This is a genomic window from uncultured Aquimarina sp., from assembly GCF_947492965.1.
In the GTDB taxonomy this organism is placed as follows: domain Bacteria; phylum Bacteroidota; class Bacteroidia; order Flavobacteriales; family Flavobacteriaceae; genus Aquimarina.
On sequence record NZ_CANLOZ010000003.1, the window covers coordinates 557,463 to 572,028 of the forward strand.

The following is a 14,566-nucleotide window of genomic DNA, read 5'->3' on the forward strand; positions in this document are numbered from 1 at the left end:
GTGGTTGCGCCCGATCTTTATCTAATGACTTCTCCTTAATTCCTCTTCTAATAAAACAATTTTAGTTTCTAAATCATGAAGCCTGTCATAAACATCTACAGGTTCAGGCATTTGTTTGGAAGCGAACATGGTAACATACCAAGCTTCCATAATTTCTTCAGAATTTATTGTATAGGTAGGATAGTTTCCGTTTTTATTGTCAGATTTTAGAATAAGCTTACCTCTTTCTTCAATGCGATTGATTACTCGTTTTAACACAATACCGTCATTCTTACTTACAATTACGTAGATCCTTCCGTCTTTTATATCCTGTAAATCTTCCACATACTTCCCAAAAACCAAATCTCCATCAAAAAACGTACGCACCATAGAATTTCCTTGTACTTCAAAACATCTAAAGGTTCCATTGGTAAGATGAGGCATGTTAAAAGAAGGAAGTGTTTCTATAAATTCGGTATCTCCATATCCATCTAAATAACCAGCACGTGCTTTTATGGGTACGTAAACTACATTTTCGTCTCCTTCTTGATTTACAGCAACAACTTGCGGAATTCCACCATATGTTGAAATTTCTTGTTGTTTTTGTTTTAATATTTGATTGCTCTTACCAAAAAGATACTCGGGATCTATAGAAAATTCTTCAATCATACGTTCTAATAAATCGTACCCAGGTTTGGTTCGTTTTCTAGAGCCGTCAGATTGCAGTCTTCCTGTGGTAATGCTATCTATTGTTGTGCTGGTGACTCCTATTCGTTTGGCAAAAGAATGATTATTTAATCCAAAAAAATCTATTATCTCCCTTATTTTCGTGTCAATTTCTACCATTTTCCCATTCTTTTTGTTAAAAACATATGATGAAAATAAAATTAAACATTTTACAGAATTTTTCTGCATTTTGTTGTAAATTTCTGTAAAATGTTGTATATTTGTACTGTAATTAGTTGCTAAAATACGAAAAAGAATTCATGATCAAACATTTGTATTAATTCTATTGCAACATTTTCAGGTGAAATAGTATAAGACGTCGTGCTAAAATCACTTTAGACGGGTAACTGTTCAAACTTTTGTTTGAATAGGGTGATGTTTTTGTGTCTAATTTTAAAATAAGAGACCTATGCAACGAAGTAAACTGTTATTAGAAAAGCGTAAACAGTTTGTTCATAATTATGTACAAAACAATTCAGAAAAACAAATGAAAGTCATCGTTGAAGAGCTGATTGAACAGCTCTTCATTTCCGAAAAAACAATTTATAATATTTTAAAAGACTAAATATGAGTCAAAACATTAAGAATACACTGTATCGATTTGTTACGATGCGCTCTGCAGAGCTAATTGGAGATGAAGAAAAGAGAATTGGATTTATCAGTTATCCAGAGGCTCAAACAGATGTTGCTGTGGCTTCTGCTTTGATCACAGATGAGACTGCGGATGTTTCTCGAAACGAATTAACTGCAGTTGCTTCTATATATGTTCCTAAATTTAAAACTGTAGAGGATGTTAAAAAAGCATTTCCAGATTTGGCTGAATTTGCAAAATGGTTAATTACAAATAGAACTAAATTAACGGTAGTAGAAACAGATGATAGAGTAGCCGATGTAGCCGGTGAAACCTTATCAACTATAGCCTTAAAATCGCTTTGGAATGATTTGCACAACAGTATTCTAACAAGTGGTTCTCCGTATCTCAGAGATTTGTTACTTTCTATTATTGTAGCGGATTATTTTATCAAACAATCTGTACGATTAGAAAAAACCGATGAAGCTTACAGAAAGATGGCACAATCACGAGTGATCATCGACAAATCTTTATTCGAAAATAATGATGACGAAGGATCTGATCCTCTTCCAACTCCGGTAGTGATGGCAAAGGATTTTCAGAAAGAAATGGATATTGCTACAGCTATCGAGAAAAATGAAGAGTTGAGTTTGATTTTAAAAGAAGTTGAACGTGCAGAAACAGTGTATGTAAGGGAAAATGAAAAGGCTAGAGAAATTTACCAAAGAGATTATGATGGGTTGGTGTCAAAAGCGTACAAGGATGCTACGATTATTGATAAAATTATAGAAGATCCTGGATCGGGAAATAATATCGTAGTTCAGGAATATGAAAATCTAGTCCTTCCAGAATATGATTTTTCTATAACTAATGAGTTGGAAGATCCTAAGGTATTAGCATTATTGGGAGAAAAAACCAAAAGTTACATAAATACTTTGGTTTCAGATTTGGCAATAGACTCTTTAGAAGAAGTGAAAGATGTGATCAATGATCAGATCAAACAAAATGCTGAGGTTATTTCTGAAAACACCTCATCAGGAACCAAACAAGTGAGTGTTTTGGGAGCAACATTACCAGTATCAGAAATCAATCCTGGACAGGCATTTACATTTAGTTGCTGTTCTTTGTCAGAATTGGGAAGTAATCGATATTCTATCATCATGACGATCAAAGTTCCTGATACATCCCTAGATGTTACTAGTACTTTGTATCATATGAACTATGCCGATGGAACATCAAATACCAATGGGTTTTTTAGACAAAGAAAATTTAATAATAGTATTTCTTTAAGCCTCTATTCCGGAATTGTAATTGATAAACCTGTTAGTAATTTCAAAGGGAATATAACCTTCTCAAATGGTGCGAAATACAAATTCAATATTCCAGATTTTACACCCACTCAATGTGCTACAGGATCATTAATTCTAGTTTCTGGAGGAGATACGGGTACTCCAGAAGAGGAAGCACCAAATGGTTTTGGAATTCAGCGTTTGGGAATTGCAGATTATCGCAAAGTGGAACAAGAAGTTTGTTGCTATGTGCCAGGAGAAGTTTCTCATATCGAGAACATTATGGCCCGTGAGTACAAAGAAAAATCTACTCGAAGATTAAGAAGGCAAGAAGATACAGTAATTGTTGCTACAGAACAAGAATTAGAAACATTAACGGAAACTACTTCCACAGGTCGTTTCGAGATGAATCAAGAGATTGCTTCAGTTCTAGCGCAGGATAGATCATTTGCTGCATCAGCAGGAGTTTCGTATTCTAATGCCGGATTTAATGCTAGTGCTAATGCAAGTTTTGCAAGTAATACCAGTAAAGAAGAATCTGATATTCAGGCGGTAAGTCAAGCAAGAGAAGTAACAGAACGAGCTTTAGATCGCGTAGTTCAAAAAGTGAGAGAAGAGCGAGTTACCAAGGTAATTGAGGAATACGAAGAAAATAGCTCGCATGGTTTTGATAACAGAGAAGGAGATAAGCATATTTCTGGAGTATATCGTTGGGTTGATAAAATCTACAATAATAGAATCCTTAATTATGGGAAACGATTAATGTATGAGTTTATGGTGCCTGAACCTGCTGCTTTTCACGATCTGGCGGTTAAACTAAAAGGAGATAGCGATGCAGAGGTATTAGTAAAACCATTAGATCCTAGAACAGCTTCAGGAACAATGAATCTTAAAGATTTTAGGAAGATTACTGATAGTACTTTAGCGCATTGGGCAGGGATTTACAATGTAGAAGTCGATAGTATTGCAAAAGAAATGAATGTTTCTGATTCATTTAGTGTAACTGGAACCAGTTATTTAAGCTCGCACAACTATCCTGGTGCAAGTGACTTTAGCCTAAGAATTCCAGAAGGGTACAAAGCTACTAGAGCTTATGTAAATGGAGGTTATGTGTTTGTTCCAAATAGAATAGAGCTAAGTTATGCTACGATTTCTGTAGGTGATAAAAGTTTTAGCCTTTCCGGAAGAGCGTATTGGGATCAGGAAAGAACCTTGTATCTAAATGGTGTAGAAAATGAATTAGGAGTTTCTGTAATTGGTTCCGATGTGGGAGGAATTCGCGTAAATGTTGTTGCAAAATGCGTCTTAACAGATAAAGCTAAGCAACAATGGCAAATGGATTCTTTTGGTAAAATTATCGAGGCGTATGAAGCTAAGTTAGCTGAATATGAAGAGAAGTTAGCAGAACAAAAGCAATTACAAGAAGAAACCTTCAAGACCAATCCAGGATTCTATCGCCAAATAGAAAAAACCGTTTTACGCAAGAATTGTATCACATATTTATTAGGTCATGAAAATATGGGACTCAATATGTTCACTGGTAACCAGAATAAGCTAGATGAATATCGTCCAGATCATACGAGTGATCGATTAGATGCGTATGCTGCCAAAGTAAAGTTCTTCGAACAAGCCTTCGAATGGGATATTATGAGCTATCAATTTTATCCATTTTATTGGGCAAGTAAAAATAATTGGTCTAAGCGATACATTATCGAGAATAACGATCCACTATTCAAAGCATTCTTGCAAAGTGGTATGGCCAGAGTTATTGTAACCGTAAGGCCTGGATTCGAAGAAATGGTTAACTGGTATTTAGCAACAGGTCAAATCTGGAATGGCGGACAAGTGCCGACAATCGATGATCCAGAATTTGTATCTATCGTAGAAGAATTACGTAACCCAGAAAGTGTAGTTGAAGAAACTTGGGAAACTAGAGTTCCGACCTCGCTTACCGTAATTCAAGCAGGATCTATTGGTCTCAATGTAGAAGGATTACCATGCGATGATGATTGTGCCGATTGGACACAGTTTGACTCTGATGGCAATCCTATCCAGCAAACCGATAATCTTATTGGAGGTAATGAGACTTCACAAGGAGTAGGTACTGATATTATTGGAGAAACAGCGGTTTCTTAATCCCAACAATTATAAAGGAATGATGAGTTATAAAACCTGAAAAATGGTTTGCTATTCATCGCATACAAGTGTCCCTATTCTTGGGGATAGGGATGCTGTATGCCCTAAAATAAATGTTAATACAAAAGAAAGTAATTATGTATGCATACGATTATGGGGTTAGAAATTTTAATAAAAAATATCAACCCTTTCCCAATATAACGGTTTTCAATGATCAAATAGAAGTACTAGACCAGTCCAGTTCATTGTTCTCAGAAGTTCTTATTTATAAACAAGTTACTTTGGATGAGAATAACAATTCTTACGCAAGAATTACGCCTTCAGGAATCGAATATTCAGATCTTTTTACAAAAGAATATTTGCAAAAGTTTGGCCAATTTCAATCAACAGGAGAAACGAGAAATATTGTTGGGTTTTCTGCCCAAAGAGAAATTTTTGAGTTTAAAGGAAATTACTTCGTTTTCAATCCTGAAATTGTGATTTTAGATGAGGTGGTAGTTACCGCTAAAGGAACAGGTAACAAGAAAAAATTCGCGCCAGATCTTACGTTGTTGAGTGAGCAATTGCAAGGGTCGGAATTATCAGTGATTTTATTTATTACCAAAGATGGAGCAAAACTAGAACGTGCTTATCAAAAAATAGATCAATTCGGTCCTAATGAGATTGTCATGTTTGTGGAAAAAGACGATGCTTATAACACCTTTGGTTCGGTGATACGAGTAAATTCTGGTGATGAGATTACTGAAAGCACTGAAATTCCATTTAATGATATTGCCAAATTAACCAAAACTTTTGAAATTGGAGTTAATTCTTCTGCGATCAAAGATGTGTTAGAAGATCATGTAAAAGACAAAGACAGTGTTTTTTATCTGATTCGAAATGTATTTCAAAAAGGTATCGAAGTAGTAAATATTCCTGCCAATTTTGCTTTAGAAAAAGTAGCAGATGCGATGGATGCTGTTTCCAAAGGTATCGAAGATAACCTGAAGATAGGAAGTAAATACTGGAAAGCATATGATCAAGAAGGAAATCCTGATAAAACTTATAGTCCAATACTTCCAGGTTTTGAATTGATAGAACAATTAGAAACACTGAATGAGAATATAGATTATGATCAGTTATTAAGTGGATTTACTCAAAAGTTAGATGCTTTGGAGAGTCAGTTGCAAACAGGAATTGATAAAATCCCTTTTCAGTTGATTCGTGATTTTGTAAAAGAAAAAGTAAGTGTCCTTTTTGATTTTATTAATGAAGGGAAATCATTTCTAAAAGAAGTTGCTTCACAGGTGCTGTTGTTTACCAAAAGCTATTTTATTTTTCTCAATTCTTTTTTAGTAGGACTGATCAATAGTTTGGTTGATGTCATTAAAGGTATTTTTGATCTGATAGGGTTGATCTGCAAGATTGTTATAGGAATCAATAAAGCACACGAGCAAACTGCCAAAACTCCAGCATCTATGTTTAGCTTATTTGTGGAGCTTTTCGAAAATGCTATGGAGACTACTGCAAAATTATTTACGCTAAAAAATATCAAAGCGTTCTTTAAGTTTATGATTGGGCTTTTTGTGAAATTCCTGACGTCTCCACCATCTATTTCCTCTGATAAATTAGGGTATGGAATAGGATATTTAATCGGGTTTATTGTCGAAGAGGTGGTGTTTGCGATTCTTACTGGAGGTGCAAAAACCGTAGGAACAGCCCTAAAACTGGCTGCTGATTCTTATAAAAGCTTGATTAGAGGTGTATATCGAGCTTCTAAAAAGGCCATCAAATTTACAATCGATGGCATTTTAACTATCATCAGAGAAATACAAAAACAACTGAATGATTTTCCAAAGCTTTTAGATGATTTAGGGAAATGGTTGGATGAGGTTTTGCAAGTGGGGAAGAAAATAGATGCTTATGCTCAATTTGCTAAGGGTTTGATAAGAGCACTACAGGATTTAGGAGTAGATATTGCTAGAACTCTACTTAATGGAACGGAAAGAGCGGTTGTAACTCAATACGGAGATGTGATTTATGAAGGGCCATTCCAGAATTTCTTTAATGCTTTAACGGATTTTAATAAAAAAGCAGGAGTTAATCGAAACCAACTGAAACAGCGTTTAGATGAAATTGCTTCTGGGTTAAATGAAGAAATGCTTTCTATTCTCAAAAAGAAAAAACTAAAAGTAGAAAGAAAACCAAGGGCAACAAAAACCTTAGACGTAGTGGATCGTAATGGTAAGATTGTATTTAGAGGGTTACCGGATGATGTGCCGAAATTCTTAGAGTTTATTAATAAACCATTGGAGCAAAGAAGAAAGTTGATATCGGAAATGCAGAAAACATTGCGAGGAAAGACTACAAAATATAATCAACTCAAAACTTTGGATAAGGGATATGATATTCCAACTAGTAAAAGCGGTACTTCACCAGATTTTGATGGATTAACTGAATATTTGTATCAAGGAAATGCTAAATTTGGAAAAGTAAAAATAAAAATTACCGGTTCAAGAGATGTTGATTTTGCACAAGCAAATGAGCTTATGAAATTGGACGAAATTCCAGAAGGCTATACCTGGCATCATCTTGATGATTTGGATGAAAACCTGGAAGGTACTATGCAATTAGTAAAATCCACTATACACACAGCAACATACAAGCATTTTGGATCAGCTAAACAATTACAGGAATTATTGGATATCAAAAAATACTTATAATGATTAATTTTAAAAATACTAAAAAACAATTATTACCAGAAGAATTAAGCGAGTTTGAAAAAGAGCAAGGTTTTATATTACCAATAGATTATAAATCACATATTTTGATTTATAATGGAGGTAAACCTGATAAGGATTATTTTGGAGACACCCGTTTAAGCTATTTTTACCCAATAAAGTATGGAGATTCTGGAACTTTGGAAGAGACATTAAATGTTATTTCAGATGTTTTACCCGATGGTTTTTTTCCTTTTGCTTACGATGGTGGAGGGAATCAAATATGTATCGCGTTGGATGAGAAAAACTATGGGAAGATTTTTATTTGGTATCATGATATGGATGATGATGAAGATATTGAATTACTTGCAAACTCATTTAAAGAGTTTATGAATGGTTTAACTGAAGAATAAGAGCTGTGTAAAACAAAATTATAATCCCAAAAACCGCTCAATCTGAGCGGTTTTTTTATGATATTTCCCCTTAAAAGATGATAGTTTTTACAAGCTTGTAAAACGATTTTAAATAGTTAATCTATTGATTTACTGGGGTGTGTTTGATGGAAAAGATTAGGGTTTAGAAGGGGTTTTTGATGTTTTTTATCCTATCTTTAAGATTGTTAAAACCAATTTAAAATTAAACACTGCTTCTTAACCAAGGCAGAACTTACACAAACACTCTTAAAACCATGAAGAAAACACTTCCGTTTATCTTATGGATCGGCATGATCCTAAGTTATCCTATGTTTGCACAGCAAACTCCAAAAGAACAAGCTATTGAATATATAAATCTTAAAGGAGAAGTAATATTTGATATAGCTATTAAAAACCCTTTACAAATACAATCTATTAGTCAGGGACTTTCAGTTGTTAATTATGATGAAAGTACTGGAATTCTTAAGCTTATGGCTAATCAATCTCAATTTGATCAGTTTTTGCAAAGAAACGTCTCATTCACAGTTAGTAAAGAAGACAATATTGTTGGTTATCAAACCATGACTTCGGATCTTTCCGTAAAAGCTGCAACCTTTCCATTAACAGCCTATCCAACGTACGCAGATTATGTAAGTATGATGAATGATTTTGCAACGAATAATCCTACTATTTGTCAGGTGGAAAATATTGGTGCAACTACAGAAGGGGATAAATCAATACTTTTTGTAAAACTTTCGGATAACGTATCGGCTAATGAACAAGAACCCAGAGTGATGTATACATCTTCTATGCATGGTGATGAGATCGCAGGATATCCTATGATGCTTAATCTTATTGATTTTTTGTTAAATACCTATAATGACGCTTCGCATCCAAGACATGCAGAAATTAAACAATTGTTAGATAATAATGAGGTATGGATTAATCCACTAGCCAATCCAGATGGAACGTTTAGAAATAGTGCGAATAATACTTCGGTAGCTAATGCTACCCGAGGGAATGCTAATAATGTAGATCTGAATCGAAACTATCCAGATCCAGATGATGGGCCAAATCCTGATGGGAATAGTCATCAGATAGAAACCCAACATTTTATGAATTTTGCAGCCGATAAACATTTTGTGCTATCTGCAAATTTTCACGGAGGAATTGAATTGATTAATTATCCTTGGGACACCTACGCTGGAGCACATCCAGATCAAGATTATTTTATTCACATCTCCGAGGAATATAGAGATTTTTGCCAGCAAAATAGTCCAAATGGATACTTTGATGCTCTTAACAATGGAATTACAAACGGATATGCTTGGTATGAAGTACAGGGAGGAAGACAAGATTATCAAATTTATTTTCATAAAGGAAGGGAAGTAACGGTAGAACTTTCGAATGCTAAAACTCCTCCCGCAAATCAATTGGTCAATTTTTGGAATTATAATCAAGAAGCACTTATCGGATTTTTGAAACAAGTCAATTATGGAATTCGAGGTGTGGTTATCGATGCAGTAACTAATCAGGCAATTGATGCAAAAATAACAGTAGTTGGAAAAGAGAATTATGAAACCTGGACTCCTACCGAATTACCAGAAGGAGATTATTACAGACCTATCAAAGCTGGAGTATATGACGTGCTTTATGAAGCAGAATGCTATGAGTCCAAAACCATTACAAATGTGGTGATCGCTGATGATCAGGCAGTCATACAAAATGTGCAGCTAACTCCGATTGGAGCGGTAGCTCCAACAGGATTAACCGCATCTGCAGTACAGTCTAGTAGCGCTAGTTTAAGCTGGACAGGAAGTGCTGGAGCTACCTTTGATCTTAGATATAGGGAAATAGGAACGACAAATTGGACAGTAGTAAATCTATCGACAAATACGACTACACTTAGTGGATTATTATCAGAAACTACTTATGAAGCTCAAGTTCGTAGCATCTGTTCGGGAGCTACTACATCTCCTTATAGCGATGCTATCTCATTTACAACAACGGCAACTCCAGCATGTGCTGGAATTAGCACATTTCCGTATACAGAAGGTTTTGAAACCGATTTGGGTGTTTGGTTAAATGCTAATAATGACGATATAAATTGGACAAGAGATAGTAATGGAACTCCATCCAGTGGAACAGGACCGTCTTCTGCTCAAGAAGGATCTTTTTATTTATTCACCGAAGCTTCAGGTAATGGCAGTGGTTATCCAGGAAAAGTTGCTTTGTTAAATAGTCCTTGTATTGATTTAGGAAACCTTAGTGGAGCTACCTTGGAGTTTGCGTATCATATGAATGGAACTAATATGGGATCGTTAGAAGTATTAGTTAGTACAGATGAAGGAGCAAGCTACACATCCCTTTGGTCTAGAAGCGGAAGTCAAGGGAATCAATGGAATCAGGCATCGATAGATTTATCGTCGTATGCCGGATCTGTAATTGAATTTCAGTTTAAGGGGACTACCGGAAATGGATTCAGAAGTGACATAGCAATAGATGATTTTGCGATTATGTCTAGCACACCAGATACGCAAGCACCTTCCATACCAACAAACCTTACAGCATCAAATGTTACAGGAACAACTGTAGATTTATCTTGGAATCCATCTACCGATGACATCGGAGTATCAGTTTACGAAGTGTATCAGGGAACAACACTCTTTGCTAGTTCAACTTCTGTAAACACCACAGTAAGTGGATTAACCCCAAATACTACATATACATTTGTTGTGATTGCTAAAGATGCTGCTGGTAACAGTTCAGCTGAAAGTAACGACGTTACTATTACCACGACAGGAGTTGTAATTACTTATTGCGATAGTCAAGGTAATAACGTAAATGATGAATTTATTGACTACGTAAGTATTGGAGGAATTGATAATACTTCTGGAGCAACAACAGGATACTCTGATTATACAAACCAAACAGGAACAATTGCTTATGGACAAAACACTATTGTTCTCAGCCTAAATTACACTGGTACGGTATATACGGAATACTGGAATGTATGGATAGATTATGATCAGAGTGGAACTTTTGAAAGTTCGGAGAAAATTGTTTCAGAATCTACCAGAAGTGATGCAAATCAATCTTATGATTTTACGGTGCCTTCTAGTGCATTATCAGGAACGACAAGAATGAGAGTGACTTTAAAATATAATGCTACGGCTACTCCTTGCGAAACCTTTACCTATGGAGAGGTGGAGGATTACACCGTAAATATTGGTAGCGCAAAGGTGGTAACAACTATAAACAATACGGATGATTTTGATAATAATGCAAAACTTCGGTTATATCCTAATCCTGTAACGAACGGAATTCTTTTTATTGATGGAGTTAATAATTCAAATACAGAAATAAAAGTTTATAATTACGCAGGTCAAATACTAATAAATTCAAAGTTCGATAACGGAAAAATAGATGTAAGTAATTTATCTAATGGTCTGTATTTGTTACAAGTTGGTGATCAGTCTGATAAAAGAATAGAAAGATTTATAGTACAATAGTTTTTCTGTTTTATAAGCAATAAAATATCTTTTTTAGAAGGTCAAAATTCGAAGAGTTTTTCTTTTGAATTTTGACCTTTTTTCATCCCGTAGTTGCAGTAGGTAGTAGGCGAAATTTTTCTCAAAACCTTAATGTATTCGTATATTTGTATACGCTTTTCAAAGCACTGTAAATCATTGATTTTGATGACGATTCAATGATCAGAGTGTATTAACAGTTTACTGTGTAATGTGCAAAAAAAGAACGGGTTTTTGGGTTCCTGCAGGTATTATAATTAAGCCTAAAAACTTCACTCTTTTTAAGTGCAATTAACCAAGTTCTGCGTAATTAAAAAGATTCAAAAAAAAGGCAAACATATCACCAGTTTTCGGAGTGAATTAAGTGTTTTTTTGAACAATATTATTTACGTGGGAGTAATCAATCATTTTTAACATGTGAAATAAGCCATGATTACTATGTAGGTAGTAACCTAGGTGGTTAATGGCAAATTACATCTGATAGTCAAATAAACTAAAAAAACAAAAAACAGATGAATATTTTAGAAATGGCGCTATCTCAGTATGGCGTTACGGAGATTAATGGCTCCAAAGATCATCCACAGATCATTTCCTATTTTAATGAACTTGGCTTTGATGGCGCTCAATTGCATGATGAAACTGCTTGGTGCAGTGCATTTGCTAATTGGGTAGCTAAAAAATCTGGTTATTCCTATTCTGGTAAGCTTACGGCTAGAAGTTGGCTTAATGTTGGACAATCTACAAACACTCCAGGTGTGGGAGATGTTGTAGTCTTATGGAGAGAAAGCCGAACCAGTTGGAAAGGCCATGTTGGTTTTTTTATCAAAGAAACAAAAGGATTTGTATATGTTCTGGGAGGAAATCAAAACAATAAGGTGTGTATTCAGGCATATCCTAAAAATCGAGTTTTAGAGTATAAAAAATTAACAAAAAATGGATAAGATTATTAATATATTATTTTGGCTGCTTGCGATCCTGTCCCCAGTGAATGGAGTGATGATGACAATGGTCTTCCTGATTCTGGTGGATTTTATTACAGGTTCATATGCATCCTATAAAAACAAAGTTCCTATAAGTAGCGAACGAATAAGTAATACGATCTCTAAATTTTTTATCTATAATTTGGTAATTCTAGCATCTTTCTTATTAGAAACTTTTATCGTAGATGAAGTTCCTTTTCTTAAAATAATTGCTGGATTTATAGCCATTACAGAGATAAAATCAATTTTAGAAAACTTCAATAAAATTTATGGAATAGACCTTTTTAAAGCTTTAGTAAGTATGCTAAGATCAGGAGGTATTTCTGAGACCATAAATACCATCTCTAAAGAAGGAAAAAAATAGAGAGATGATCAGAATCACTACACTTTAGATAACACAATCTTAGGTTTTTTATTTTTTAAGCATTTGCGTATGAGTAATACCTGGCAGGTAGTTGCGTGGACGATTATATGATAAAATTTAGGATTGATACTCGCAAAAGTGTAGTGGTTTTTTTAATGAAATAGAATAATAACTAATAGAAATACATAAAGAATGTCTATAAAAACAAAAGAAGAATTAAAATCATATTTCGAAACTGGAGATGTTCCAACAGAACAGCAATATGAAGAATTAATAGATGGTTTTTATCATAAAAATGAGGGGAAACTTGTAAAGAAGGTAATAGAAGATAATGATGAAGCTGTTTTAGTTGAATTTACGGATGGAACCGTACTAAATATTCCTAACTCTTGGGATATTGACCAGATAAACGGATTACTAGAAGCACTAACTAATAAAGTAACTATTGAGGATGGTAAAGGATTATCTTCTAATGATTTTACAGATGCAGAAAAACAGAAATTAGCATCATTATCGTCAACTGGTGGTAATATCACAGTGGATAGTGTGTTATCTGACGCGTCTGTGAACCCTGTTCGTAATAATGCGATTACAGTAGCACTAAAAAATAAGGTGTCTATAAATGAAGGTGAATATAGAGCATTAAAGAATTCTGTTTTAAAACACAATGTTAGAACCTATGCTAACGTAAAAGCAGATGAAATTACTTTTGATACCGATTTTATCGAAGTAGATAAATTGCTTGATACTGATGGTACATCCATGGGGAGTTTTTTCTTTGTAAAAAACGTGTATTCTTCTTCTACAGGAGCATTTGCCTATTTTAAAAATAAAGGTAAAGTTAAAATCAGAGCGAACAAACATCCTCTTTCTTTAATTGTGGATACCACAAAAGAAACTGTTTCCTATAATAATTATACGGGTTATAGGATGCAATCGTATAGTGGTCCAATTACTAATAAACTTCTGGAAGATGTCTCTCTAAAATTTGAATTGATTTTCATAGAAACAGAAGCGGATCAAATTGAAGTAATGAATGATCGTATGATAGAAAACATTGATATCGTAAACGGAAATTTACAATTAACAACTGCAACAAATCCCAGAAAGATAGTCGCTCAAATATCTCTTAAAAGTTTGAAAATAGCCTTGGATAATGTGGTCTAATTCTTATTAGTTCATTAATTCAAATAACTCTAAAAATACCAGATTGATGTACTTCAATCTGGTATACCTTTCTAATTTAAAATATATTCGAATGTGGTATAAAATGTCGAGCAATAAAGTGCTGTTGATTATTATTGTAGTCTTGTCTGTATATATTTTGGCTCAAAAACAATGTTCTTCTGATCAAAATATACAATCAGAAAGTCCTAAGGTTACTGTTATGACAGATACTGTCTATCAGGTTAAAATAGACACATTTTATTTACAAACCGAGAAATATAAAACAGTGTATATTCCTAAAAAGGTAGCATCTACAAAAATTAATCTAAATGTTAAGGAAAAAGAAGCTTTAACAAAAGAAGAACAAGTTCTTTTTGAGGAAGCTAGAGAATACCGGGATACTTTATTTAAGGATGATCTAGAGATTTATAGTTACAATTTGTTAAAGGGAGAATTACTTTCCAGTAGTTTTTCTTATAAATTAAAAGTCCCTAGAGAAATTAAAATAACAAATACTATAGAGCACCCGAAGGCTTATCGAAGTGGTTTGTATGCTTTTGGAGAAGTAGGTGGTAATCAAAGACAGTTTAATAATATTAGTTTGGGACTTCAATATAACAGGAAAGGAGATTGGTTCGTAAGCTATAGATCTAATTTTAGTAGATTATCTAATGTAACCCATCATATAGGAGTAGGGTTTCGAATAAAATAA

Annotated in this window: 10 protein-coding genes; 9 read left to right on the forward strand and 1 reads right to left on the reverse strand. The window is 34.1% G+C overall.

The genetic code is table 11. The features are described 5' to 3' along the window. Window positions 1–21: 21 nt before the first annotated feature. Window positions 22–825, reverse strand: a complete 804-nt coding sequence (locus Q1B37_RS10400) for a S24 family peptidase (RefSeq protein ID WP_299606108.1) — start codon at window positions 823–825, stop codon at window positions 22–24. Window positions 826–1,114: 289 nt separating this feature from the next. On the opposite strand from Q1B37_RS10400, the gene Q1B37_RS10405 reads away from it, so the two are divergent. From Q1B37_RS10405 to Q1B37_RS10445, 9 genes are all read left to right on the forward strand, one after another. Further along, on the forward strand, window positions 1,115–1,270 hold the full coding sequence (locus Q1B37_RS10405) for a hypothetical protein (protein WP_299606110.1): 156 nt from the start codon (window positions 1,115–1,117) through the stop codon (window positions 1,268–1,270). A gap of 2 nt (window positions 1,271–1,272) precedes the next feature. Beyond that, on the forward strand, window positions 1,273–4,701 hold the full coding sequence (locus Q1B37_RS10410) for a hypothetical protein (RefSeq protein WP_299898471.1): 3,429 nt from the start codon (window positions 1,273–1,275) through the stop codon (window positions 4,699–4,701). A 113-nt stretch (window positions 4,702–4,814) separates the two neighbouring features. Continuing rightward, the gene (locus tag Q1B37_RS10415; RefSeq protein ID WP_299898473.1) at window positions 4,815–7,403 is read left to right on the forward strand and encodes an HNH endonuclease; all 2,589 of its coding nucleotides are present in this window, start codon (window positions 4,815–4,817) and stop codon (window positions 7,401–7,403) included. Beyond that, complete coding sequence (locus tag Q1B37_RS10420; RefSeq protein ID WP_299898474.1) at window positions 7,403–7,813, forward strand: SMI1/KNR4 family protein; 411 nt, start codon at window positions 7,403–7,405, stop codon at window positions 7,811–7,813. The genes Q1B37_RS10415 and Q1B37_RS10420 overlap by 1 nt, the downstream gene beginning before the upstream one ends. A gap of 275 nt (window positions 7,814–8,088) precedes the next feature. Next, the gene (locus tag Q1B37_RS10425) at window positions 8,089–11,325 is read left to right on the forward strand and encodes a M14 family zinc carboxypeptidase (protein ID WP_299898475.1); all 3,237 of its coding nucleotides are present in this window, start codon (window positions 8,089–8,091) and stop codon (window positions 11,323–11,325) included. Window positions 11,326–11,855: 530 nt separating this feature from the next. Then, complete coding sequence (locus tag Q1B37_RS10430) at window positions 11,856–12,284, forward strand: TIGR02594 family protein (RefSeq protein WP_299606127.1); 429 nt, start codon at window positions 11,856–11,858, stop codon at window positions 12,282–12,284. After that, entirely contained in the window at window positions 12,277–12,687 is a 411-nt protein-coding gene (locus Q1B37_RS10435) for a phage holin family protein (protein WP_299606130.1), read from the forward strand. Before Q1B37_RS10430 ends, Q1B37_RS10435 begins: the two co-directional genes overlap by 8 nt. A gap of 192 nt (window positions 12,688–12,879) precedes the next feature. Then, entirely contained in the window at window positions 12,880–13,854 is a 975-nt protein-coding gene (locus Q1B37_RS10440; protein ID WP_299898476.1) for a hypothetical protein, read from the forward strand. Window positions 13,855–13,945: 91 nt separating this feature from the next. Continuing rightward, a complete protein-coding gene (locus Q1B37_RS10445) occupies window positions 13,946–14,566 on the forward strand; it encodes a hypothetical protein (RefSeq protein ID WP_299898478.1) in 621 nt (206 codons plus the stop codon).